Genomic DNA, 21,040 nt, shown 5'->3' with positions numbered 1-21,040 from the left:
GGGGGCTCCTTGCGGTCAGAAGAGCGTTTCTGCGGGCTGCGCGGGGGCCGGCCGGGGGCCGGTGCAGGCGTGTTCTGCGACGTGCTCGTGGGGGCAGCGCGCGGGGTGGTGCTGGTCGATCCAGCGGAGCCGTGCCGGGGCATGGGGGCCGAGCCGGTAGAGGCACCAGATGAGGCGGTTGGGGGTTCGTGCTGCGGCCTGCTCGGTGGGGGTGAGGGGCTGGAGGTCCGCGGTGACGTTGAGGGCGGCGCGTTGGCCGACGAGTTGCCGGATGATGGGCGCGCGGCAGCCGGGGCATCGGGTGGTGCCGTCGGTTGCCGCGCGCCCGGTCATCAGCTGGCCACCGAGTCGAGCGTCCCGCCCGCGGTTCGCTGGCGGTACATCGTCTGTGCCTGCTGCCTGAGCTTCTCCTCGGTGAACTCGTCACCGGCGATCTCGATGCCGACGACGCGGACCTTTACGGCGTCGTCCTTCTCCTCGTCGGGGCCCTGCTCGGTGCGCTCGACGGAGGCGATTTCGACGATGGCCATGACGTGGTGGCCGAGGTCGTTGAAGAGGTCGGCGGCGTGGGGGCGGATGGCTTTCTCGACGTCGGCGAGTACCTTGGCGTCGAACTTGATGGTGGTCATGCGGCTTGCACTCCCTTGTAGTTGGCGGTGCATCGGGTCGGGTGGTCGGTGCGGATGGTGGCGACGAACCGCGCGACGGCCTCGGCGCCGGTGACGGGGCCTTCGACGGTGCGGCAGAGCAGGCACTCGTAGCGGGCGCGCGGGGGTTTGATCCATCGGACGCTGCGTACTTCCTGGCCCGTGTCCACGTAGAGGGCGCCGGTGATGCGCTGCGGCCGGCCGGTCATCGGGTCAGCCTCGGTACGCCTACGGGCCACTTGGCCTTGGTGAGCCGTGCGCGTTGCGCGTCGGGGAGGTCGAACAGTGGGGTGCCCCACCAGTCGTGTCCGGCGGCGCGGAGCCACCAGGCGTCACACCGATCTCCGCCGGGGTCGTCGGGAAACTGGACGCCGGCCGCGAGGTACGCGGCGGCGGCCATCTGGGCTTTGTCGGCGCGGCCGTTGTCGGCGGCGTACGCCTTGAGGGTGGCGGCGGCGATGAGTGCCCGCGGTACCTCGGCGTCGGCGAGTTCGGCACGGACGATGCCGTGGACCATGCCGGTGATGCCTGCGCTGTTGGCGGTTATGGGCAGGTCCTCGACCACGGCGAGGTGCGGCCGGTGGGTGGCGAGGGCGCGGCGGATGTTGTCGCGGATCAGGACGAGTCGGTTGTCCGCGTCGACGGCGCGGGTCTTGATGCGGTAGGTGGTGCCGTCGGGGAGGGCTACGCCGGTGCTGGTGAGGGAGAGGTCGAGGCCGATGATGCGGGGCCGGGGTCCGGCCGCCGTGATGGCGGTCGGGGCGGCGTTGAACAGGGCCGGTGTGGTCACTGCTCCCCCTTGGTGATGTGGCCGCAACCGTGGCCGGTGCAGCGCCATGCGCCGTCGGCGGTCGGCTCGTGGCGGGTCGTCATGTGGCCGCATGTGGTGGTGTGGCAGGGCAGCCACCGCGTCCCGTCAGCGATCGTGTGGAACGGAGCGGCCTTGGCCGCGGCGAGCCGGCGCCCGCCGATGTACCGGGGCAGGGCGATGAGGCCGACGAGGGCGAAACCGAGCAGGCCGCCGAGGATCAGGGTCAGGGCGTCGCTCACTGGTCGTCACCGCCCGTCTGGTGCGGGATGACCGGCCATGCGCCCTCGACGACCGCCGCGGGGTCCTTCTTCCGGAAGTACTCCTGAAGGCTCGCGGCCTGCTCTGCGGCCCATCCGATTTGCGCCGTGTGCAGCTCATCGAGTGTCATGGCGGCCAGCCGTGGGTAGCGGGTGCCCTGCCGCCATGCGACGCGGCATGCGGCGATGGCGTCGGCGTCGGCCTGGTGCGCGTCGCCGATCGGCACGTCGTAGTGCTCGCACAGCGCGGTGAGCTTCCGCGAGCCGCGGCGGTAGCGGTCCACTTGCTTGTCGATGACGAACGGGTCGACCACTCGCAGCTCCCCGCCGAGGCGGTCGGTGAGCGGCGTCATGCCGTACCGGCGGGCTTCGCGGTCGAGGACAGTGAGGTCGTAACGGGCGTTCATCGCCACAACGGGGATTCCGTCGGACAGGGCCACCTGCGAGAGGGCGCCGATGATCTGGTCGACGGCCTCGCGCAGGTCGGTGCCCTGCGTGTGGGCGATGCCCGTTGTGACGCCGTGGATGGCGGCGGCTTCGGCGGGGATCTCCTCGCCGTCCACGTCGGTCAGCCATGTCGCGGACTCGGTGGGGTGTCCGCCGCCGCACTGGACGACGCAGGCGGTGACGATGCGGGCGGTGAGGGGGTCGGGGCCGGTGGTTTCGAGGTCGAATCCGGCGAGGCGGCCGGTGTGCCACGTCATGCCCGCACCCCCTTAAGGGTGGCGAGGAAGGTGCGGAGCCGGTCGGCGTTTGCGGTCGAGGGGTGCAGCCCGTCGTTTGAGGCGGCGAACTCGGCCTCGACCTGCTCGGTGGTCATGCCGTGCGTACCGGCGGCGGCGATGATCTGGAACCAGATCGCGTCGGTGTCGTCGTCCGAGACGATCTCGGCGTCCACTGCGCCGTCGTCGTCGGGGAAAGGCCCGTCCTGGTGCGGCTCGTCCTGCCAGCCGGACTCACCAGCCTCGTCGGAGACCTCCACGGCCTGCTGTTGGGCCGGCGTCTTCACCTTCGCGCCGAGTGCTGCGGCCTTCGCAGTCAGCGTGTCCGCAAGCGCCTTGTCCATGTGCCCGGCGTCCACGGCCTGCTGATACAGCGCGCGGACTTCCTCCGGAGTCTTCGCAACCGAGGCGAGCGCCGCATAGTCCGGCCGACCGCCCGTGATAGCGACGCGCTCCGGGCCGGAGGCGACGGCAGCCGGGGCGCCGGTGATGTTCCCGGCCATCAGCGCGGCCGGGGTGATCTCCACATCGAGGGTCGGGACCATGAAGCGGGCCGGCCCCTCCTCGCGCTGGACCAACTTCTCTTCCATACCGAGCCATCCGGCGACGTACCCGCCCGCCTGCGACAGCAGCTCGGCCGCGGGCGGCAGGGTGACAGCGGCATAGAAGCCCTTGGAGATCAGCAGCCATTGGCCGAGGGCGGGGACGTCACGGAGCATGACGTTCACGCGGGTGGTGATCTTGCATTCGCGGTTGTCCGGGTCGCACATGCACGGCCGGTCACGCTTGTGCTCGGTCACGCCGTCACACCGCCGCTGGCACTTCGATCCGGCGTACAGCTCGTACCACTGCGAGACAGCCTCGCGCGGGGGGATGAGGACGGGGAGCCGGTTGGTGGTCGAGTACACCTCGAACTCCGACGGGCCGCCGTTCGCGGGGGTCCACGGCTTGACCTCGCCGCCGTACAGCCCCGCAACTTCGGCGAGGATCTCGCGGGAAGGGGAGGTGAAACGGAAGTGGTTCAGCTTGGCCGGGCGGGTGTAGGTGTTCCCCTTCTTGGACACGCCGGAGACGACGTGGCCGATGCGGATCTCGCCGAGCTGACGCATGCGGCGCTGAAGATCGATGATGGGCATCAGGCGGCCCTCTCTTCGGTGGTGGTGGGAAGTTCGAGGGCGGGGCGAATGACCTTCTTGGACAGGCCCGTCGCCCACTCGGCGGCTTCCTGGATGACCAGAAAGGCGCGGTAGACGTCGTCGTCGCAGGTCACCGGGATCAGCCGGTATCCCTCGGGGCGCAGGTGCAGCACGATGCCGGTGGAGTACGTCGCCGGCATGGGGACGGTCGAGCCGTCCCGCAGCCACGCGACGCGGGCGTTGCGGTACGCCGCCATCTGCAAGGCGGCCTCGGGGTAGACGCCCTTGACGTCGAGTTCCCCGCCGGTCTTGGTGTCGCCCATGAGGGCGACGTCCGGCGGCACCGGGACGCCGAGGTGCTCGGCGAGCGCGGCGGCGATGAGCCGGGAACGGAGCAGGTAGTCGAGCGTCCCGGCGTAGCCCTGCTCGTAGTTGCCGACGACCATTTCGGACGCCTCGAACGTGACTTGCCACTCCTCGACGAACCTCAGGAAGTGCCGCAGGAACGGCCGCATCTCGGGGTCATCGAGCAGTTCGGCGGGCATCGGCTGGCCGAGGACGTGCGACTCGATGATCCGATGCACGGCGGTGCCGATGTCGGCGCGCTCGTCCTTCTTGCGCATGTGCGCCCGCTTGAGCCACGTCGTCATCTCGGCGCGTTGCTCGGGCTGGCGGGACGCGGCGACGAGTTGCGGCAGATGAGCCATCGCTGTTTCGGCGGTGATGTTCCCGGCCCAGATGGTGAGGGCTTCGCCCTTGGCGCAGCCCTGTTCGAGGATGGTGGTGACGCGGCGCAGCTTCTGGCCGGTGACCTTGTCGCGGTACCAGCCCTGTGAGGGGCGGGGGATGCGGTCGGCGCCGGTGGGTGCGGGCTGTTGCTTCTTGGTCCGGCGGGGGCCGGAGGCCGGGGCCGTAGCCCCGGCCTGCGCGGTGTTGGTCATCCGAGCAGCACCCCCAGAATGGCGGCGATGGTGAGGGCGAGGACCAGCAGCGGGGCGACGCAGCCGTCCGGGTCCTGGTCGAAGGTCGCGGCGTCCAGTGCCTCGCGGCGGGTGTGGGCACGGCCGGTGTCGGTGCGGCGGAGGTGGTGACGGTCGCCGAACGTGTCGGTCATACGGCGTCACCGCCGATCTGGCCGAGGGCGTCGCAGCCGCCGCACTCGACGTTGAGGGAGGTGCCGTGGATGCAGCGGTCACGCTCGTAACGCGCGGCGGGGGCGGCCTCGGTGGCGCGGCACACAGGGCACTCGTGACCGACGTCGGTGGACTCGTGGCACCGGTCGACGCAACCGCGGCAGAACGGCGTCTCGTGGTGCCGGGCCTGCCCGTCGAATCGTGTGTCGGCCGCGTCGAACGGACGGCGGCACTGGCCGCAAGTCTCGGGGGCTCGGGTGGACTCGCCCTTGCGGGTGTCCTTCCCGGCGTCCTCGGACATCGTGGCGAGCGCGTCAAGCACGTCCTCGGGGTCGACGAGGATTAGGTGACCGAGACTCCGAGCCGTACGGATTTCTTCGGCGGCCTCGCGCAGCACCTCGGCGCGGGGGATCCAACCGGCGCCATGAAGGGTGTCAGCGAGGTGCTCCGCGAGATAGTCGCGCTGCGAGTACTCCCGGAGCGTGACGGTCTGAGCGGTCGCCTGATACTCCCGCAGGGCATTCCTGATCACGCGGTGCAGCTCACGGGCGCTCATGCGGCGGCACCACCCTCGGCGGCACGCTGCTGCGGCATGACCTTGGGAGCGGCCACCGCCCGGATACGGTCGGCCAGCGCGAGGCACTGCCCGCCGTACACCGGGATACGGGTGGAAAGCTGAGCAACCAGCCGCTCGACGAGCAGCCCCTCGGCGGCGAACCCGTCGTACGGCCGGCCGTCGGCCTGCTCGTCGAGGATCTCGGCGAGCGCGTCGGCGTGCTCGGTGACGAGGTCGAGGACGAGGGCCTCGACGAACGAGGTGATGTCGAGGGTGACGCCGGTGGGAATCGCCTCGACGGAGATACGGAACGGCCCTGTGACGGGCGGGACTTCAGCGGGCATCGGATCCCCCGAGGATGAGTTCAAGGAGCCAGAAGGCGAGGACGGCGAGGCCGAAGATGAGCAGCCACATCACGGGCGATCACCCCGCGCGGCGAGCCGCTCGGCGCGGAGCGCCTGCATGCGGGCCTTGATCTGCTCGTCGGTCGGCGCCTTCCACTTGTGCCAGCCGGCCGGCAGCTTCCACTGCTGCATGTGCGGGCGTCGTGGGATGCCGCAGACAGCGCAGGCGTACGGCTCGGGAGTACGGGACACGGTCGACGGAGCGAGCACAGAGCGCAGGCGGGCGACGGACTCGGCGACTGTCGGGCCGGGCGCGTCCTCATCGTGGGTGAGCGTCCAGCGCTCGGCGTCGCGGTCCCATTCGATGTGCTCGCCGTCGGGGCCCGCGATGTGGCCGTCCGGCTCGATGTGGAACCCGATCCCCGCGTCGACAAGGGCATTGAGGCCGTCGGTCGCGCGTTGCCACGGGTCGCCCCCGGTGTTCAGCGCCGTCCGAGCCTCGGCCTGCGCCCGCTTCAGCAGACTCACCTGCGTGACGACCTGCCCCCGCAGCCGCTTCAACTCCGCTGCGGTCTCCGGAGGCTGGAGCATTCCCGACGCATCCAGCGCCATCGCAATGCCGGCCGCCGTCTGGTGCGTCTCCATCGCCCGGCAGATCAACTCCGCCGCCTCGTTCACGAGCCGCACGTTCATGCGACCACCGCGGCACCGGCCGTCGGCCACTCGTAGCCGTTCGCGTCCCTGTGCATCGGCGCGGGGTGGTTCTCGTCGAGGACGCACGGCAGGACATCGCGCACGGAGCCGCACGGCGCGGCGGACTGGACGTACCCGACCGGCGCGCAGCCCGGCACCACGACCGTCGAATCCGCGTCGAGGTCGTACATGTCGTGTGCCTGCGCTGCGAGTTCACCAGCCCGCTTTGTCTGCCGGGCCAGCCACTCGCCATCCGAATGCAGTGCCCAGGCATGGAAGGGCGTGCCCCGGAATTCGCCGAGCGCGGTGGTCCCGTACATGCCGTCGCTCCGCAGCTCGGTGGTCACGTGTGCGCCGATCCAGCGGGCGAATGCGGCCACGTCCGCCGGCTTGCGCAGGTGGACCGAAAGGCCGTATCGCCCGAACTCCCACTCGCCGTAGGCGCGGATGTCGAGAGAGGCAGGGATGGCCGGGGAGTCGCTGATGAGGTGCTCGGCCACGCTCAGCGCTCTGAGGTACAGCGACCGGGGGTCGGTGCCCCCGCGGGCGGGGTGGATAAGGTTGATGCTCACGGTGAGCCTCATTTCTGTGATTGGTGAGGTGAGCCGGAGGGGTCGCGCCGGGTGTCGTCCGGTTGCGGCCCCGACTCACGTCGGGGAGAGGGAAGTTCAGGCGGACTCGGCGTCGGCGGACGTGGCGATGTCCTCGGCGATCCAGGCCGCTACGCGGTCGAGGTTGAAGCGGTGGCCCCGGACCGGCACCGGCTCCGTCGGGCAGCCGCGCTGCACCCACTGATTCACCGTCCAGGCGCTGACGCCGTAGTAGGCCGTCAGCTGAGCGGTGGTGAGGAGCGGGGTAAGGCCGACAGTCGCGAGGACGGCGGTGCGCTCGGGGAGCGTCTGAGTGGCCATTGGGGTGCTACCTTTCCACTGTGTCAGTTGAAGTTGTGGGCATGGCGAACAGGCGTTGCAGCGGTACGTCCAAGGCGTCGGCGATGAGCCATGCCGTCCGCAGCCGGCACCGATCCTGTGCGCTGACTCCGCGGCCGGTGATGCATCCGACGGCGGCCGGGCTGACGCCCTTCCCCCTCGGGTCAACGAGCCTTGTGGCCGCGGACAGTGCCGGCCCGGACAGTCCTGCGGCGCGCATTGCGTCGCGTATCGGCTGGCCGTCGGCCTTGCGGATCAGAGTGGTCATGTGGTGGACCTCGCGCCGGTGGTAGCTGTGCGCCCCGGTGGGGTGCTGACACATTTCTACTGTGTGAGTGTCAGGGTGGTCAAGAGTTCCGGCGAGTTTCAGTGAGTCTCGATCGCTTGCGAACTTTCGTTCTATTCTGGGGCCGCGCGGGGAGCGCATAGAGGTGTGTGCGTATTGGCCATGCTTCTACTTTTACTTGCGAAAAGTAGAAGCGAAGGACATCCTTACCGCGTGGGTAACGAGGAGCGCACCGAAGATCTCGCGCAGCTGATCAAGAGGCTCAAGGACCACTACACGGTCACTGAGTCCGAGATCGCGCGCCGTATCGGCGTCGCCCCTGCCACCGTGAACGCATGGGTTAACCGCAAACGCGGCACCGGACGCGGCCCCAACACGGATAAGCTGCGCGCCCTCGCGAGCGAGTTTCCTGCGTTCAGTGAGGTTGAGATCTTCGCCGCGGCCGGCCGCAAGGCCCCCGGCCCGCTCAACCCGGACGCCGAGGAACGCATCCTCGCCCTGTTCCGCGGCCTGACCGCCGAGCAGCAGGAGATGAAGGAGATCGAGATGAGGGCGCTCAACGAGCGCAACCAATCCGCTCTCTCGTGAGTCTCCGCTAACTGGAGTTCGTCACTCCCTGTGCCTGATGCGTCGTCATATTCTGTTCGGGTAGTCGCATATTCCACTAACACGCGCTACCGTCATGCGGGCAGCGCTGCCATCCCCCCACGGCACTAGGTCCGCTCTGTCCAGCACTGTCGGGGGTCATGGCAATGTGCGTGCGCGTTGAACGGGTCCCGTCTCCGGCCCTGCCGTACGACTCGGAACGCCGGGTGATCTCCGTTCCAGACTGCCTCTCGCCGCAACTGACGGTTATCGCCGTGCGGGCGATTTTGGATGAACTCGCCATCCCACAGCCTGAGTTCGGTGCAGTCTGTTTCTGCGGGACTCCGATCGGCGTGTCCGAAGAATTGATCCCGCCTCAGCGATTGACCGACGAGGTGATCCACATTGGCGCGTAGAGCCACCAACAACCCCCGGCAGGTCCGCAGCAAATCCTGCGGATGCCAGTTGTGCATCGAGGAGTACCCCGACCCCAAACGTAAGAGCCGACGCGACTGCATTGGCTCATGGCAGGCCCGCTATCGCGACCCGGCTGGCAAGCAAAAGGCTCGAAACTTCGCCAAGAAGGCGGAAGCGGAAGACTTCCTCGATGAGGTCCGTACCAGCGTGCGGCGCCGCACCTACCACGATCCGAAGCGCGGAAAGATCAAGCTGAGTACGTGGTGGGAAACCTGGTGGGAGATCCGCCAACAGACGGGGCGCGTCACCACGCGAAACCGCATCCTCGCCGTGTGGCGAGCGCACATCAAGCCGAAGTGGGGCAACTTCCCATTGATCAATCTGGAGTTGATGGAACTCCAGCGGTGGCTGACTGGGGAAGTGAAGGGATACGACACTCAGAAGAAGTGCAAAGAGATCCTCCGCGCACTACTTGAGGCCGCAGTCAAGGACGGAAAACGGATTCCGGAAAACCCTGCTGCTGGACTGGTGATCACCGCAACGAGGAACGAGAAGCACCCGGACGACCTCAAGCCACCCACCGCCGCGCAGTACGCCATGATCCATGCGGCACTCGATCCGTACTATCAGGTGATCTTCCGAGACTTCGCAGATGAAACCGGGATGCGGCCAGGTGAGTACGCCGGGCTGCGCCTGCACTGCGTGGACGAGGAAGAAATGGTGGTCCACATCAAGGAAATCATCGTCAACGACGGTGGCCGGCTGCGGCGCCAGGCGGCGCCCAAGACGAAAGCCGGTTTCAGGACGGTGCCGCTCACTCCGCGAGCGGCCGGGGCCATCGCCTTCATGAAGGCGAAATGGAAGCCGGCGCGCACTCGGTCGGCGATCGGTGACGGGTTTGACCTCCATGTGGAGGAGCTGATTTTCCGGGGGCCGAGGGGGGCTGCCCTCAACATCAACAACCTGTCTCGGCCGTGGAAGGCTGCGACCGTGCAAGCGGGCGTCGCCCGGAAGGTGGTGAACCCGGAGACCGGGCGTACGGAATGGTGGCCCAAGATCAACGCCTACCGGCACGATGTCACGACACGGCTGCACCGGCTGGGGATCCCGGAAAAGGACGCGCAGGCGGTGTTGGGTCAGGAACGCGGCGGCCGGGTGACCTGGGTGTATACGCACGAGAGTGAAGGGGCGCGGGAACGCGTTCGCGCAGCTCTTGGCGGTGAAAGTGGACTCCGGGTCGTCTCGTGAGGGCGTGGCCGCGGAATCCGCAAAGAGTCCACAATTCCCCCTCACCGAGACTCGTCGAAACTCGATGAGACTCATTCTTGGGCCCGAGGTTGGAACGCCTCGAAACTCGCCGCGCCTCATCGAGACACACCACCACACAAGATCACTACATAAGCCCTTACAAAGCAGATGTCGGCGGTTCAAATCCGTCTGTGCCCACCCTCCCGCCAGCATGAATGGCGACGAAAGCCCAGGTCAGAGAACTTCTCTGCCTGGGCTTTCGCTATGGTCTCCCGTTCTGCGCGCTCCCCCGTTCGTTCTGCACGCTCTCCTAGTCTGCGCACGGTCGTCGACGCCCTGGGCACGGGGTGAAATCCGCAGCCCGTCTCCCAGGCGGCTCCCAGGCGTCCCTCATCAGCCGGCGGTGACGCTGTGCGACCTGCCTGCCGGCAGCCCTGCCACCGGTACGGCCACGGAGGTCACCCGCTGTGCACCTGTGCACCTGTGCACCAGCCGTCCGGTGATCCAGCTGTCCGGCGCGTGGAAGCCCGACGGGACAAGGCGCCGGCCAGTGCGAGCCGGCGCTCTCCAACTCTCCCGTGACGTCAGGCGATTGCCGCACGGGAAATCACGGGGCCCGGAGCGGATCTGCGCGTGCCGGCAGGCGCGGCGACGCGAAATGCGCCGGGCGGGGCGCCCTACCTCGGCGGGGCGCCCTACCTCGGCGGGACACCGGCCCGGAGCCTGACTCCGGTGAGTGTGACGGCTCCGATGAATGATCGCGATGTGGCTGATACAGGGCCTCGGGACGGCCGCAACATCCGCTGCCTAGCTTTCCGGGCATGGGTGCTTTCCGGCGCCCTGCCAGGTCCGAACAGGCTCGGACACACCGTGTATCCCTGAAGGAGCAGTCATGTCCAAGCACGCCATGTCGAATGCCGGCCGTAAGCGCACGGGGCTGCGCGCCGCCCTCGCCGTCGCGGTGACCGGCGCGGCCCTCGCCGTACCCGCCGGCGCGGCGTTCGCCATGCCCACGGACTACGTCAAGGAGGTCAAGGTCGACAACGGCGACACCCTCGAGCTGGACGGCAACAACGACACCGTCACCGTCAAGGATCCCGAGCACGGCGTCACGGGTGAGCTGAACGTGAACAAGACCGGTCCGGTGCAGAGCCGGATGGACCCGAACGGGACGTACACCCTGGCCTTCCCGAAGCCCGCGGCGCAGGCCGATGCCACGCCCAAGGTCGTCTACAAGCACGACGGCAAAACGGTGAAGACCTTCGCCCTCCCGCACGGCCCCGGCTGAAACTGATCGTCCCGCTCGACGGCGGCTCCCGGCTCCACTCGCGGCCGGGGGCCGCCTCGCCGTACCGGCCGGCTGGTGGACCGACCACCGGGGCCAGGTCGGTTGCCGATGCGCCCTTGGTGTTGACCGCCCCGGTCCGCCCTTGGGGGAGCGGCGTCCGTCTCCTCCGCATTTGGCGAATGTCACATCCCGGCAACGGCGTCAAAAACGGACAATTCCCCTCGTTCTTCCGGGGTGTCGGCACTCGCGACACGTAAGGTCACCGTGGCCCACGGGTGAGGTCACCGCGACTGGTACGCGGGGATGCGGGCCGCATATGGCCTCAGACACGAGTGGGACGAGACGGAACCTTCATGCGTGGACAGCAGGACAAGCGCCGATCGCGCATATCGCGACGCGCCCGCCGGGGGCTGGTCGCGGTCCTGGCCGGCGGCGCGGTGGCCGCGGGGTCGGTGATCGCGGTGTTCGGCACGGCGGGCCCGGCCTCGGCGAGCACCGCCACCGCTCCGGTGGACGGTGCGAAGGTCGTGTGCACCTCGGAGAAGCCGGGGCTGGCTCCCCGGCTGTCCCAGGACATCGCGCGCGCTCTGCACGGGCGCGCCGGCACGTCGGCGCTGGCCTTCTACGACCGGGGTACCAGGACCACCTGCGAGTTCCGGTCCGGTACCGCCTTCGACTCGGCGAGCGTCGTCAAGGTCACGGTCCTCTGTGCCCTGCTCAGGCAGGCGGAGGAGGCACGCCGCACGCTGACGCCGCAGGAGGTGCGCTGGGCCACCGACATGATCACCAAGTCGGACAACAACGCGACCACCGCCCTCTGGCGCGAGCTCGGGCCCGCCGGCATCCAGCGGTTCCTGGGCCTGGCGGGGATGTGGCACACCGTCCCGGGCGCTCGCGGAGCGTGGGGACTCACCCAGATCACCGCCGGCGACCAGCTCAAGCTGATGCAGCTCCTCACGGAGCCGAACCCCGGGGCGCAGGCGGTGCTCAGCCCGTCGTCACGCGCCTACGTGCTCGACCTGATGCGGCGCGTCGTACCAGGTCAGCGGTGGGGAGTGCCCGCCGGGGCGCCTCCCGTGGTGACCACCCACGTCAAGAACGGCTGGCTGCCGCGGGCCGCCAATGGCTGGCGGGTCCACAGCGTGGGCGTCTTCACCGGCGGCGGCCACGATTACGGCATGGCCGTCCTCTCGCACGGAAACCGCACCATGGAATACGGCGTGGGCACCGTCGAGGCGGCGGCCCGGGTCATCCATCGCGATCTGCAGGCGGCGGCGAGCGGGGGCTGAGGGCCGCGCCGGGGCCCGTCAGCACGGATTTCTCAACTCGCCGCTCAGAACGCCGAGTTGGTGAACCAGAGCGTCAGCAGATCCGCGTCCCCCGAGACGTCGAAGGCGTCCGACTCGCGGTTCAGGCGCCCATAGAGGAGCAGCAGCAGATCCGCGGCGGCTCCGTGGACGGTGGCGTCCGCGGATGCGAGGGCCGTGCCGGTGTCCGCACCCGTACCCGTGCCCGTATCCGCGCCGCTGCCCGCACCCGGGCCCTCGGTGACATCGAAGCCGTCGGGCCGTAGCCGGATCAGCCAGTCGCCGTCCGTGTCGGTGCACCGGAAGCGAAGCGTCTCGCCGTTGCCGCGCAGGTTGGCGACCTTGGGGGCGAAGAATGCGGCGAAGGGCAGGTTGACCAGGAATTCGTCCACTCCGTCGGCGGCGAGAACCCGGTCGATCGCGGGGTGGCGGCCGAGGGCGAGCTCCGCGTCGACGCGGTGCACCAGCGTCTCGAACAGCATCCGCCGCACCCAGAACCTGGCATGCTGATCGGCGCCCCACGCCCACATCGCGGCATTGGGGTCGGTGACGGCGAAGGCGCCCGCGGCTTCCGCGGCGCTCGCCGCCAGCCATTCTCCGTAGCCGCTCGCATCCTCCGGAATCCGCAGATCCACATCGCGGCTCCGCGGTGGTTCCTGGATGAGCCGCCGCAGCAGGACCGAGAACATCCGCTGCACGCTCCCGATGTGCTGGACCAGGTCGAGCAGCGTCCAGCCGGGACAGCTGGGCACCGGAGCCGACAGATTCGCGTCCTCGATCATCGCCACGATCCGGGCGGTCTCCGCGGCGATGGAGTCGCGGTGTACGGCTGGGGGCGATGCGGCGGGTCCCGCGCCCGCGCGATCCCAGTCGCTCGGCTGCTCGTTCCCGGGCTCGCCGAGATGCTCGCCCGTATGCCCGTCCTTGTTCCCGCTCATATGCTCTGACCTGCTCATTTCATCGCTTTCGGGAGCTTTGCCCGCGGTCCGGCCGGCCGGACCCTGGCTCGCAGCCTGCCACAGCGGGGGCCGCGAAACACGGCCGACGGGTCGGGGAGCGGGATGGCGGGGAACCGGCTTGCGGGGAAGCAAGACGCCTTCGCTGTGGTTGTTCGCGGTGAGGGTGCGTGTATGGTCATGGATAGAGACTTGAAGTTTCAATTAATACTTCAACCGTCGGCGCCGGCCCACCGTCGGCACCGCCGGCGACTGTTCCGCGGCGCGCGGCCCCGTCCCCGACAAGGGAAGGAGTGCTTGTCATGACGTCCCCCCAAGAAACACCGGCGCGGTACGAGCCCTCTCAGCACGGCTATGACGTGGGGCTGCTCGTGCTGCGGCTCGTGCTCGGGCTGACCATGGCAGGCCATGGCGCCCAAAAACTGTTCGGCTGGTTCGGTGGTCCCGGGCTGGACACGACCGGGCACTACTTCACGTTGAGCGGCTATCCGTCAGGCAAAACGATGGCCCTCATCGCCGGCCTGAGCGAGACGCTCGGCGGGCTCGGGCTGGTGCTCGGGCTGCTCACCCCGCTCGCCGCCGCGGCCATCTTCGGCACGATGATCAACGCGCTCGCCGTGCGGTGGGGCGGTGGCTTCTTCGCGCCCAAGGGCGTGGAGCTCGAGCTGCTGATCATCGCCGGCGCGGCCGCCCTGGCCCTGACCGGCCCCGGCCGCTACGCCGTCGACCACTTCCTGCCCGTCCTGCGCGCGCACCGGCTCGTCCACGGCGTTGTCGCGTTGGTGATCGGTGCGGTGGCCGCGGGCGTGGTGCTGGCGTTCCGGGAATAGTGGGCCGCGGGAGCGGTTCGGCAGAAGCAGAAGCAGAAGCAGAAGTAGGAGCAGTGACGCGGTGTCGTCCGACGGGGCGTCACGGCAGGAGATCGGAGGCCCCATGTCCGTACGACGTCTCAACCACGCGGTGCTCTACATCCGCGATCTGGTGCGGTCCGTCGCCTTCTACACCGACGCCCTCGGGCTGGAGGTGGACATCGAGATCCCCGGACGGGCCGCGTTCCTCAGCGCCCCGGGCTCGCTCAACGACCATGACCTGGGGCTGTTCGCGGTGGGTTCGGACGCGCCGGGCCCCGAGGAGGGCCGGGTCGGGCTCTACCACCTGGCGTGGGAGGTCGGCACGCTCGGCGAACTCGTCGCCACGCAGGCCAAGCTCAGCGCGAACGGCGCCCTGGTGGGCGCCAGCGATCACCTCGTGTCCAAGTCCCTGTACGCCAAGGACCCGGACGGCAACGAGTTCGAGGTGATGTGGCGGGTCCCGCGGGAGGACTGGCCGGCCGCGGACGAGCAGAACCGTGTGCGGCCACTCGATCTCCCGGCGGCGCTGGAGCGCTGGGGCCCGGACCTGCTGACGGGCGCGGCGGCCGGCTCCGTCACCTGAGGGCTGAGCGCGGGCCCTTCGGCGGCAGGGGACACCCAGCCGGCAGCCCCAGTTGGCACGCCACTCGCCGCGCCCCTCAGTTCCGTACGCCGGCCGGTCGGCGCGCCGCTCAGTACCGCAACGACGACAGGAAACCGTGCAGCTCCTGGTCGAAGAGCGCGGTGTTCTCCAGATTGACCATGTGGCCCGCCCCCGGTATCCGGACCCTTCGGGCGCCGGGGACGGCGAGCGTGATCGCATGGGCGTTGGCGGAGATGTCCCCGCTGTCGAGGTCGCCGTCGAACACGACCGTCGGCACCCGGATCTCCGACAGGCGTTCCGCGGCACCGACCTCAAGGGGCATTCCGGCGCCCAGGCCGTCGGCATGCACCTCCGCATTGGCCTCGGCCGAGGCGCGCAGCCGCTCACGCAATCCGGGGTGCACGGCGGACGGTTCGCGATGCGGTCCGTCCACCCACATCCGCAGGAAGTGCTCGACATACCGCTCCACGCCGTCCGCCTCGCCGATCGCCGCGACCTGCTCCCTGATGTGCTCCAGAAGGAACGGGTCGGTGAACGCACGGCCGCTGACGCCGGGTGAGGCGAGTGCCAGGGCCGTCACCCGGTCCGGGTGGGCGAGGGCGGCGTCGAGCGCGACCCGGGAGCCGTGCGAGAGCCCGACCAGGACGGCGCTCGGGACGTCCAGTGCGTCGAGGAGCACCCGTAGGTCGTCATGGTGGGCGTAGTCGCCGGTCACGGAGGAGGAGAGGCCGTGGCCGCGGAAGTCGTAGCGGATCGCGCGGAGGCCGGAGTTCACGAGCCAGGCGAACTGCTCGTCCCACATGTGCTGATCCAGCATGCCGCCGTGCAGCAGTACCACCGCGGGACCCGAGCCGGCCGTCTCGTAGAACAGCTCGCCGTCGTCGATCGGCACGATGCCGTTGTCGATCTCGGACCAGTCGCTGATGACGTGGGTCATTCTCCGTGTCGTCCTTCGTGTGGCGGATGCGGTGGGCGGGTCGGGACGGTCGGGAGGCCCGGGATTTCCCGCTGGTGCCGAACCACCCGAACCTCCCGAACCGCCCTTTTCCTCCGGTGGAACGCACGAGCCGCTCGCCAGGTGCCGGAATTCCTCACCGGGACTCGACCGGCGGCGGAGCCTCTCCCGGCGCGAAGGTGATGACGAGGTCGGCGCGGTCTCTGGTCGCCGCCACCACACGGGCGTTGGCCTCGTCCGACGCGTGCACGAAGCGCTCGGCGTCGGCACGCGGCCGCCCGAACCGTTCATGACGGTCGATCAGCCGCCGGACCCGCTCGGGGCCGTCCAGCTCCACGTACCAGACCTCGTCGAGCAGTGCGCGGACGCGCGCCCAAGGGGCGGAGTCGAGGAGGAGGTAGTTGCCCTCGGTGACGACGAGCGGGATGCCGGGCGCCACCGGGATGCTCCCGGCGACCGGCTCCTCGATGCGGCGGTCGAAAGCCGGCGCGTAGACGGCGGCGTCCGGCTCCGGGGAGCGCAGGCGCGCCAGCAGCGCCGTGTAGCCGGCGGGATCGAAGGTGTCCGGCGCGCCCTTGCGGCCGGCCCGGCCGAGCCGGCGCAGCTCCGCCTCGGCCAGATGGAAGCCGTCCATCGGGACGAGTGCCGCCTGCCCGGCCAGTTCCGCCACGACATGGGCGGCGAGGGTGGACTTGCCGGCGCCGGGCGGACCGGCGATGCCGAGCAGGCGGCGTCGCCCGGGGGTGGCGGAGGCGGCCAGCCGACGGGCGCGCGACAGCAGGTGCTGGAGATCCATGGTCCGTCCATCGTGCCTGATCGGCAGCCGCTCGGTGCCGTCGCTCAGCCGCGCTGCTCCATGCCGTGCCGGGCGTCCCATACGGCGGGCCGGCTTGAGCGCCTCGCGGGCCGGCCTGAGCGCCTCGTGGGTCAGTCGGCCCGCTTGTCCGCACTGGTCGCGGCGCCCAGCCGCCACAGGGACGTCACCTCGGCCGCGCGGGCCACATGGAGCGGGTCGGAGGTGTCCCGGGCGCGCGGATGGCGCGGTGTGATGTCGAGGCGGTCCAGGACGGTGAGCCCGGACCTGGCGAACGCGTCGACGAGCTCGGCGTGCGGCCGAAGTCCGAGGTGTTCGGCCAGGTCGGAGAGGATCAGCCAGCCCTCGCCGCCCGGTGCCAGATGGTCCGCCAGGCCGTTCAGGAAGCCGTGCAGCATCCGGTTGCCGGGGTCGTACACCGCGTGCTCCACGGGCGAGGTCGGCTTCGCCGGGACCCATGGGGGATTGCAGACGATCAGCGGGGCGCGGCCGGACGGGAACAGATCCGCCTCGACCACCTCCACCTGGCCGGCCACGCCGAGCCGTTCGGTGTTCTCACGGGCGCACGCCAGCGCGCGGGGGTCCTGGTCGGTGGCCACGACCCGTCGGATGCCGCGCCGCGCGAGCACCGACGCCAGTACGCCGGTGCCGGTACCGATGTCGAACGCGAGGTCCTGGCTGGGCAGCGGGGCCTCGGCCACCAGGTCGACGTATTCGCCGCGGGCCGGTGAGAAGACGCCGTAGTGCGGATGGATCCGGTCGCCGCCGAGCGCCGGGATCTCGACGCCCTTCCTACGCCACTCGTTGGCGCCGATGAGGCCGAGGAGTTCGCGCAGCGAGACCAGGGAGGCGGCGGGAGCGGAGAGCTCGGCACCGGCCGCGGACTCCTTCGCCGGCGGTCCGTACGCCCGCGTGCAGGCCTCGCGTACGTCGGGAGCGCGGTGCAGCGGGACCTCGTACGCCGCGTCGAGGGGGATCAGCAGCATGCCCAGGATGCGGGCGCGCTGGTTCTGCGCGGCGCGGTGCAGGTGGAACGCCTGGGTGACGTCGGCCGGGGGCGTCTTGCGCGGGCGGCGGTCGATACGGCGGGCCAGTGCGGTCAGCAGCTGGCGGGCGTTGTGGAAGTCGCCGCGCCACAGCAGCGCGGTGCCCTCGCAGGCGAGTTTGTACGCGTCGTCGGCCTTCGTCCGGTCGTCTGCGATGACGATCCGGCGGGGCGGCGGGGCGCCGTTCTCGGAACGCCAACGGGCGGAACGGGCCTCGTCGGCCTCGGTCCATTCGACGACCGGCGGAGAGTTCACCGAAATGTGCCTCGCGTTAGTGGTTCGTACCCTCCTCCGGGAGCCGCGGTGGCAACGGCGCGGGGCCGGGTCCTGGGAGCGCGGCGCCGCGCCCGTACGGGGCGGCGGAGGTGGGGTGATGACGGTCGACTCTACTCCGTGGCGGGACGACGCCGGGCGGGCCGCCGTCAGCGGATACCGAAGGCCGCGGCGTAGCGCACCGTGCCGCGCGGGGGTATCGAGCCGTCCAGGGACAGCGCCATGAAGGCCTCGTCCGGCCAGGCCTGCGGGGGCAGGACGCCGAACCGGCTTGCGGCCGGTTCGAAGCCGAAGCGCGGGTAGTACGGCGGGTGACCGAGCACGATCGCGGTCCGCTCGCCGGCCGCCCGCGCCGCCTCCAGGAGCGCCCGGATCACCGCACCGCCGGCGCCCCGCTTCTGATACCCGGGCAGCACCGCGCAGGGGGCGAGCGCGACGGCCGGCACCTCGCCGATATGGCAGCGGGTCAGCAGCGCCTGGGCCGCCAGGGTGCCGTCCGGTGCGTCGGCGACGTACGACAGTCCGGGCAGCCAGGCCGCCGGATCGCGGCGCAGCGCGTCGACGAGGTCGGCCTCTGTGCCGTCCGCCCCCTCGACATCGTCGAATGCCGCGAGAACGAGCCGGCGGACGGCCGGTATGTCCTCGGGCGCCTCGGGACGGGTGCGCCAGCCGCGGCCGGGTGCGCCACCCGCACTCCACACGCCGCCCGCACCGGCCGAACCGGCCGCACCGCGCACGCCATCCGCACTGCTCACCCTGCTCGGGCCGGTATCCCCGGTTACCCCGCTCTCACTGCTCTCCCCGTTCATGTCCTTCATCGTCGCACCGGGGTCTGACAACCGGCCACGGGATTTCAGTGGGCGGCGCGGCGGTCCGGACGGCGCATCAGGAACGCCGCGGCGGACCCGGCGGCGAAGAGGGCGACGACGGAGAGAGCCGTGCTCACCCAGGACGTGCCGAGCCACTGCCCGCCGAAGTAGCCGAGGCTGACGCTGTACGCGGCCCAGGTGAGGCCGGCCAGCGCGGACCAGGGGAGGAACTCGCGCACCGTACGGTGTGCCACGCCGGCGCCCAGGCTGACCACCGAGCGCCCGGCGGGCGCGAAGCGGGCGAGTACGACGATGCCGCCGCCCCCTCGGGTGAGCGCCGTGCCGAGTCGTTTCTGCGCGGCGGTCAGACGGCGGGAGCGGCCGATGGCCCGGTCGAAGCGGTCGCCGCCCCGCCAGGCCAGCCGGTAGGCGACCATGTCGCCGAGCACCGAGGCGCTGGCGGCGCACAGCACCAGGGAGAGCATTTCGGCCAGGTGGGTCCCGCCGCGTACGGACGCCCCGACGCTGACCGCTTCGACCGCGTCGGCGGCCGTGCCGGTGCCGGCGGCCGTGGTGGCGGCGGCGATCACCAGGACCCCGCTGGGCAGGATCGGGACGAAGACGTCGAGGACGATCGAGAGGCTGACGATCAAGTACACCCACGGGGTGCCGCTGAGGGACCCCAGGCTCTCCAACAACGTCCTACTCCCGTCCGACACCCCGCCGCGACGTCGCGTGTGGCGGCAGGGGCGGCTCTACAGCCGTACAGCGTACGCCTGGCCTCGGCGGGCGCGTGATCTGGGGTGCGATGTGTTGCCGGCCCCGGATCACCCGTCTCCCGGCCTCATCACCCGACTGCCCGGCGGGTCCGTCCCGGCGAACGGGAACGGTATGAGCGCCGCGCGCTGTTGCGCTGGGCACAGGGCGGCTCGGAACGGAGGACCGGACGATGACAGCAGGACGAACGGTGCGGGCGGTGGGGCTGGCGGTGGCGGGAGTGTTCGCCGTGACCTCGACGATGACGATAGCGACGGCGATGAACACGACACCGGCGACGGCCGCGTCCGCAACGCCCGCAGGCACCACTTCCGCGCCCACCACGGCTGTTCCCGTGCCGATCAAGAGCCACCCGCGGCCCGTCTGGTTGCATGCCCATGGCCGGTTCGCGCCCCCCACGGCGCACATCCGCTCCAACGCGGTGACATACGACCAGAAACGGGTGCACGCGGGCGCCCGCATCGCCGTCGGCGAGTTCGCCAGACACCACACCACGATGGTCGCGCTGCGGGTGACCGGGCTGAGCCCCGGCCGTACCTACGGCGCCCATGTGCACACCAAACCGTGCGGGGCGAAGCCCGACGACTCCGGACCCCACTACCAGCACCGCAAGGACCGTCACCAGCCGTCCACCGATCCGGCCTACGCCAACCCGAGGAACGAGGTGTGGCTGGATTTCAAGACCGATCGCCGCGGGTACGCCGCCGCGCTTTCCCGGCATGACTGGCGCTTCCGCCAGGGCGCGGCGCGGTCGGTGGTCATCCATGAGCACGGGACCGCGAGGAGCCCCGGCAAGGCGGGCACCGCGGGCTCCCGCCTCGCCTGTTTCACCGTGCCGTTCGAACGGTCGGGGCTCCACGGGCCGTTCAGCAGGCACTGAGTTCAGCGAGTTCAGCAAGCACCGAGTTCGGCAACCGCTCGATTCGGCACCGCGCAACGCTCGGCACCACTCAGTGCCGCTCAGCATCACTCGGCACCCCGGAAGCGGCGAACGCCGGTGTTCGGGGAACACCGGCGTTCGGATGCTGAGAGCTCGCGGGCGCCGGGACCCGAGGGTCCCGGCGCCCGCGCGGGGACGTCAGGCGACGCTCGGCTCGCGCTCTGCCGAGGCGACCCGGGCCTTCTGCCGCGCCCCGAAGAAGAGACCGTCCAGGGACCAGGCGCCGGGGCCGATGAAGACGATCAGCAGGAAGGCCCAGCAGAACATCACGGACGGCTCGCCGCCGTTCTGTATCGGCCACAGCGCGGTGCCCTGGTGGGCGGAGAAGTACGCGTAGGCCATCGAGCCGGAGCTGATGAACGCCGCCGAGCGGGTGCCGAGGCCCAGCAGGACGAGGACGCCGCCGGCCAGCTGGATGACGGCCGCGTACCAGCCGGGCCAGCTGCCCGCCGGGACGGTGGCGCCGGTGCCCATCGCGCCGCCGAGGACGCCGAAGAGCGAGGCCGCACCGTGGCAGGCGAAGAGCAGCCCGACGACGACGCGGAAGAGCGCGAGGGCATGCGGTGCGGATCGCTGGGTGAGCGCGTTCAGCGGAGATGTCTCAGGAGCGGACATGCGTGGGACTCCTCGGTTTCTGGTCGGTTTCCGGGGACATG

The 21,040-nt window shown here is 70.3% G+C and carries 30 protein-coding genes; 8 read left to right on the top strand and 22 right to left on the bottom strand.

Going from position 1 to position 21,040, the window contains the following annotated elements; genetic code table 11:
- Positions 1 to 15: 15 nt before the first annotated feature.
- The 15 genes from FCH28_RS09615 to FCH28_RS09550 all read right to left on the bottom strand — a co-directional run bounded on the left by FCH28_RS09615 (position 16) and on the right by FCH28_RS09550 (position 7,496).
- Complete coding sequence (locus FCH28_RS09615; RefSeq protein WP_136739353.1) at positions 16 to 333, bottom strand: hypothetical protein; 318 nt, start codon at positions 331 to 333, stop codon at positions 16 to 18.
- Positions 333 to 629: a hypothetical protein gene (locus FCH28_RS09610; protein WP_136739352.1), complete on the bottom strand. Its 297-nt coding sequence runs from the start codon at positions 627 to 629 to the stop codon at positions 333 to 335. Before FCH28_RS09610 ends, FCH28_RS09615 begins: the two co-directional genes overlap by 1 nt.
- The gene (locus FCH28_RS09605; protein WP_136739351.1) at positions 626 to 856 is read right to left on the bottom strand and encodes a hypothetical protein; all 231 of its coding nucleotides are present in this window, start codon (positions 854 to 856) and stop codon (positions 626 to 628) included. The genes FCH28_RS09610 and FCH28_RS09605 overlap by 4 nt, the downstream gene beginning before the upstream one ends.
- Entirely contained in the window at positions 853 to 1,437 is a 585-nt protein-coding gene (locus tag FCH28_RS09600; protein ID WP_246102616.1) for a crossover junction endodeoxyribonuclease RuvC, read from the bottom strand. The genes FCH28_RS09605 and FCH28_RS09600 overlap by 4 nt, the downstream gene beginning before the upstream one ends.
- A complete protein-coding gene (locus FCH28_RS09595; RefSeq protein ID WP_136739349.1) occupies positions 1,434 to 1,697 on the bottom strand; it encodes a hypothetical protein in 264 nt (87 codons plus the stop codon). Before FCH28_RS09595 ends, FCH28_RS09600 begins: the two co-directional genes overlap by 4 nt.
- Complete coding sequence (locus FCH28_RS09590; RefSeq protein WP_136739348.1) at positions 1,694 to 2,419, bottom strand: 3'-5' exonuclease; 726 nt, start codon at positions 2,417 to 2,419, stop codon at positions 1,694 to 1,696. Before FCH28_RS09590 ends, FCH28_RS09595 begins: the two co-directional genes overlap by 4 nt.
- The gene (locus FCH28_RS09585) at positions 2,416 to 3,573 is read right to left on the bottom strand and encodes a recombination directionality factor (RefSeq protein ID WP_136739913.1); all 1,158 of its coding nucleotides are present in this window, start codon (positions 3,571 to 3,573) and stop codon (positions 2,416 to 2,418) included. The genes FCH28_RS09590 and FCH28_RS09585 overlap by 4 nt, the downstream gene beginning before the upstream one ends.
- Positions 3,573 to 4,514, bottom strand: a complete 942-nt coding sequence (locus tag FCH28_RS09580; RefSeq protein ID WP_136739347.1) for a hypothetical protein — start codon at positions 4,512 to 4,514, stop codon at positions 3,573 to 3,575. The genes FCH28_RS09585 and FCH28_RS09580 overlap by 1 nt, the downstream gene beginning before the upstream one ends.
- On the bottom strand, positions 4,511 to 4,687 hold the full coding sequence (locus FCH28_RS38015) for a hypothetical protein (RefSeq protein ID WP_169314110.1): 177 nt from the start codon (positions 4,685 to 4,687) through the stop codon (positions 4,511 to 4,513). The genes FCH28_RS09580 and FCH28_RS38015 overlap by 4 nt, the downstream gene beginning before the upstream one ends.
- Positions 4,684 to 5,262, bottom strand: a complete 579-nt coding sequence (locus tag FCH28_RS09575; RefSeq protein WP_136739346.1) for an RING finger protein — start codon at positions 5,260 to 5,262, stop codon at positions 4,684 to 4,686. Before FCH28_RS09575 ends, FCH28_RS38015 begins: the two co-directional genes overlap by 4 nt.
- Positions 5,259 to 5,606 (bottom strand): hypothetical protein, encoded by a 348-nt coding sequence (locus tag FCH28_RS09570; RefSeq protein WP_136739345.1) that lies wholly within the window; start codon positions 5,604 to 5,606, stop codon positions 5,259 to 5,261. Before FCH28_RS09570 ends, FCH28_RS09575 begins: the two co-directional genes overlap by 4 nt.
- A 69-nt stretch (positions 5,607 to 5,675) precedes the next feature.
- Positions 5,676 to 6,299, bottom strand: coding sequence for a hypothetical protein (locus FCH28_RS09565; protein ID WP_136739344.1), 624 nt, complete (start codon positions 6,297 to 6,299; stop codon positions 5,676 to 5,678).
- Positions 6,296 to 6,871 carry a hypothetical protein gene (locus FCH28_RS09560; protein ID WP_136739343.1) on the bottom strand — a complete coding sequence of 192 codons (576 nt, stop codon included), beginning with the start codon at positions 6,869 to 6,871 and terminating at the stop codon, positions 6,296 to 6,298. Before FCH28_RS09560 ends, FCH28_RS09565 begins: the two co-directional genes overlap by 4 nt.
- 96 nt (positions 6,872 to 6,967) lie before the next feature.
- Entirely contained in the window at positions 6,968 to 7,210 is a 243-nt protein-coding gene (locus FCH28_RS09555; RefSeq protein ID WP_136739342.1) for a hypothetical protein, read from the bottom strand.
- Between the two features lie 7 nt (positions 7,211 to 7,217).
- A complete protein-coding gene (locus FCH28_RS09550) occupies positions 7,218 to 7,496 on the bottom strand; it encodes an XRE family transcriptional regulator (RefSeq protein WP_136739341.1) in 279 nt (92 codons plus the stop codon).
- Between the two features lie 231 nt (positions 7,497 to 7,727).
- Between FCH28_RS09550 and FCH28_RS09545 the strand changes: the two genes are divergently transcribed.
- The 5 genes from FCH28_RS09545 (at position 7,728) to FCH28_RS09525 (ending at position 12,341) form a co-directional block, all read left to right on the top strand.
- Entirely contained in the window at positions 7,728 to 8,102 is a 375-nt protein-coding gene (locus tag FCH28_RS09545) for a helix-turn-helix domain-containing protein (protein ID WP_136739340.1), read from the top strand.
- A gap of 158 nt (positions 8,103 to 8,260) precedes the next feature.
- On the top strand, positions 8,261 to 8,515 hold the full coding sequence (locus FCH28_RS09540; protein WP_136739339.1) for a hypothetical protein: 255 nt from the start codon (positions 8,261 to 8,263) through the stop codon (positions 8,513 to 8,515).
- Positions 8,516 to 8,564: 49 nt separating this feature from the next.
- Positions 8,565 to 9,764, top strand: a complete 1,200-nt coding sequence (locus tag FCH28_RS09535) for a site-specific integrase (protein WP_246102614.1) — start codon at positions 8,565 to 8,567, stop codon at positions 9,762 to 9,764.
- A gap of 892 nt (positions 9,765 to 10,656) precedes the next feature.
- On the top strand, positions 10,657 to 11,052 hold the full coding sequence (locus FCH28_RS09530) for a hypothetical protein (RefSeq protein ID WP_136739337.1): 396 nt from the start codon (positions 10,657 to 10,659) through the stop codon (positions 11,050 to 11,052).
- Positions 11,053 to 11,405: 353 nt separating this feature from the next.
- Positions 11,406 to 12,341: a serine hydrolase gene (locus FCH28_RS09525; RefSeq protein ID WP_136739336.1), complete on the top strand. Its 936-nt coding sequence runs from the start codon at positions 11,406 to 11,408 to the stop codon at positions 12,339 to 12,341.
- A gap of 44 nt (positions 12,342 to 12,385) precedes the next feature.
- Here the strand turns inward: FCH28_RS09525 and FCH28_RS09520 are convergent, their stop codons facing one another.
- Positions 12,386 to 13,297, bottom strand: a complete 912-nt coding sequence (locus FCH28_RS09520) for a maleylpyruvate isomerase family mycothiol-dependent enzyme (RefSeq protein ID WP_136739335.1) — start codon at positions 13,295 to 13,297, stop codon at positions 12,386 to 12,388.
- Positions 13,298 to 13,617: 320 nt separating this feature from the next.
- Here FCH28_RS09520 and FCH28_RS09515 point away from each other — a divergent pair, with 320 nt between their 5' ends.
- Positions 13,618 to 14,145, top strand: a complete 528-nt coding sequence (locus FCH28_RS09515) for a DoxX family protein (RefSeq protein ID WP_136739334.1) — start codon at positions 13,618 to 13,620, stop codon at positions 14,143 to 14,145.
- A 103-nt stretch (positions 14,146 to 14,248) separates the two neighbouring features.
- A complete protein-coding gene (locus FCH28_RS09510) occupies positions 14,249 to 14,749 on the top strand; it encodes a VOC family protein (protein ID WP_136739333.1) in 501 nt (166 codons plus the stop codon).
- 109 nt (positions 14,750 to 14,858) lie between these two features.
- Here the strand turns inward: FCH28_RS09510 and FCH28_RS09505 are convergent, their stop codons facing one another.
- The 5 genes from FCH28_RS09505 to FCH28_RS09485 form a co-directional block, all read right to left on the bottom strand.
- Positions 14,859 to 15,707 carry an alpha/beta fold hydrolase gene (locus FCH28_RS09505; protein ID WP_136739332.1) on the bottom strand — a complete coding sequence of 283 codons (849 nt, stop codon included), beginning with the start codon at positions 15,705 to 15,707 and terminating at the stop codon, positions 14,859 to 14,861.
- A 154-nt stretch (positions 15,708 to 15,861) separates the two neighbouring features.
- On the bottom strand, positions 15,862 to 16,521 hold the full coding sequence (locus FCH28_RS09500; RefSeq protein WP_136739331.1) for a nucleoside/nucleotide kinase family protein: 660 nt from the start codon (positions 16,519 to 16,521) through the stop codon (positions 15,862 to 15,864).
- Between the two features lie 131 nt (positions 16,522 to 16,652).
- Positions 16,653 to 17,840 (bottom strand): methyltransferase, encoded by a 1,188-nt coding sequence (locus FCH28_RS09495; protein ID WP_136739330.1) that lies wholly within the window; start codon positions 17,838 to 17,840, stop codon positions 16,653 to 16,655.
- 167 nt (positions 17,841 to 18,007) lie between these two features.
- Complete coding sequence (locus FCH28_RS09490; protein ID WP_246102612.1) at positions 18,008 to 18,613, bottom strand: GNAT family N-acetyltransferase; 606 nt, start codon at positions 18,611 to 18,613, stop codon at positions 18,008 to 18,010.
- A 98-nt stretch (positions 18,614 to 18,711) separates the two neighbouring features.
- Positions 18,712 to 19,365, bottom strand: a complete 654-nt coding sequence (locus FCH28_RS09485; RefSeq protein ID WP_136739328.1) for a DedA family protein — start codon at positions 19,363 to 19,365, stop codon at positions 18,712 to 18,714.
- 251 nt (positions 19,366 to 19,616) lie between these two features.
- On the opposite strand from FCH28_RS09485, the gene FCH28_RS09480 reads away from it, so the two are divergent.
- A complete protein-coding gene (locus FCH28_RS09480) occupies positions 19,617 to 20,324 on the top strand; it encodes a superoxide dismutase family protein (RefSeq protein WP_222852407.1) in 708 nt (235 codons plus the stop codon).
- A gap of 198 nt (positions 20,325 to 20,522) precedes the next feature.
- On the opposite strand, the gene FCH28_RS09475 is transcribed toward FCH28_RS09480, so the two are convergent.
- The gene (locus FCH28_RS09475) at positions 20,523 to 20,999 is read right to left on the bottom strand and encodes a DoxX family protein (RefSeq protein WP_136739327.1); all 477 of its coding nucleotides are present in this window, start codon (positions 20,997 to 20,999) and stop codon (positions 20,523 to 20,525) included.
- Between the last annotated feature and the right edge of the window lie 41 nt (positions 21,000 to 21,040).

This window comes from Streptomyces piniterrae (assembly GCF_005048155.1).
Lineage (GTDB): Bacteria > Actinomycetota > Actinomycetes > Streptomycetales > Streptomycetaceae > Streptomyces > Streptomyces piniterrae.
This window is presented reverse-complemented; position numbering and strand designations above follow the sequence as displayed.

Bases quoted from the DNA above. Each gene is read 5' to 3' on its own strand.
- FCH28_RS09615 (WP_136739353.1), bottom strand. From the start codon at position 333: ATGACCGGGCGCGCGGCAACCGACGGCACCACCCGATGCCCCGGCTGC.
- FCH28_RS09610 (WP_136739352.1), bottom strand. From the start codon at position 629: ATGACCACCATCAAGTTCGACGCCAAGGTACTCGCCGACGTCGAGAAA.
- FCH28_RS09605 (WP_136739351.1), bottom strand. From the start codon at position 856: ATGACCGGCCGGCCGCAGCGCATCACCGGCGCCCTCTACGTGGACACG.
- FCH28_RS09590 (WP_136739348.1), bottom strand. From the start codon at position 2,419: ATGACGTGGCACACCGGCCGCCTCGCCGGATTCGACCTCGAAACCACC.
- FCH28_RS09585 (WP_136739913.1), bottom strand. From the start codon at position 3,573: ATGCCCATCATCGATCTTCAGCGCCGCATGCGTCAGCTCGGCGAGATC.
- FCH28_RS09580 (WP_136739347.1), bottom strand. From the start codon at position 4,514: ATGACCAACACCGCGCAGGCCGGGGCTACGGCCCCGGCCTCCGGCCCC.
- FCH28_RS38015 (WP_169314110.1), bottom strand. From the start codon at position 4,687: ATGACCGACACGTTCGGCGACCGTCACCACCTCCGCCGCACCGACACC.
- FCH28_RS09575 (WP_136739346.1), bottom strand. From the start codon at position 5,262: ATGAGCGCCCGTGAGCTGCACCGCGTGATCAGGAATGCCCTGCGGGAG.
- FCH28_RS09570 (WP_136739345.1), bottom strand. From the start codon at position 5,606: ATGCCCGCTGAAGTCCCGCCCGTCACAGGGCCGTTCCGTATCTCCGTC.
- FCH28_RS09565 (WP_136739344.1), bottom strand. From the start codon at position 6,299: ATGAACGTGCGGCTCGTGAACGAGGCGGCGGAGTTGATCTGCCGGGCG.
- FCH28_RS09555 (WP_136739342.1), bottom strand. From the start codon at position 7,210: ATGGCCACTCAGACGCTCCCCGAGCGCACCGCCGTCCTCGCGACTGTC.
- FCH28_RS09550 (WP_136739341.1), bottom strand. From the start codon at position 7,496: ATGACCACTCTGATCCGCAAGGCCGACGGCCAGCCGATACGCGACGCA.
- FCH28_RS09540 (WP_136739339.1), top strand. From the start codon at position 8,261: ATGGCAATGTGCGTGCGCGTTGAACGGGTCCCGTCTCCGGCCCTGCCG.
- FCH28_RS09530 (WP_136739337.1), top strand. From the start codon at position 10,657: ATGTCCAAGCACGCCATGTCGAATGCCGGCCGTAAGCGCACGGGGCTG.
- FCH28_RS09525 (WP_136739336.1), top strand. From the start codon at position 11,406: ATGCGTGGACAGCAGGACAAGCGCCGATCGCGCATATCGCGACGCGCC.
- FCH28_RS09520 (WP_136739335.1), bottom strand. From the start codon at position 13,297: ATGAGCGGGAACAAGGACGGGCATACGGGCGAGCATCTCGGCGAGCCC.
- FCH28_RS09515 (WP_136739334.1), top strand. From the start codon at position 13,618: ATGACGTCCCCCCAAGAAACACCGGCGCGGTACGAGCCCTCTCAGCAC.
- FCH28_RS09510 (WP_136739333.1), top strand. From the start codon at position 14,249: ATGTCCGTACGACGTCTCAACCACGCGGTGCTCTACATCCGCGATCTG.
- FCH28_RS09505 (WP_136739332.1), bottom strand. From the start codon at position 15,707: ATGACCCACGTCATCAGCGACTGGTCCGAGATCGACAACGGCATCGTG.
- FCH28_RS09500 (WP_136739331.1), bottom strand. From the start codon at position 16,521: ATGGATCTCCAGCACCTGCTGTCGCGCGCCCGTCGGCTGGCCGCCTCC.
- FCH28_RS09480 (WP_222852407.1), top strand. From the start codon at position 19,617: ATGACAGCAGGACGAACGGTGCGGGCGGTGGGGCTGGCGGTGGCGGGA.
- FCH28_RS09475 (WP_136739327.1), bottom strand. From the start codon at position 20,999: ATGTCCGCTCCTGAGACATCTCCGCTGAACGCGCTCACCCAGCGATCC.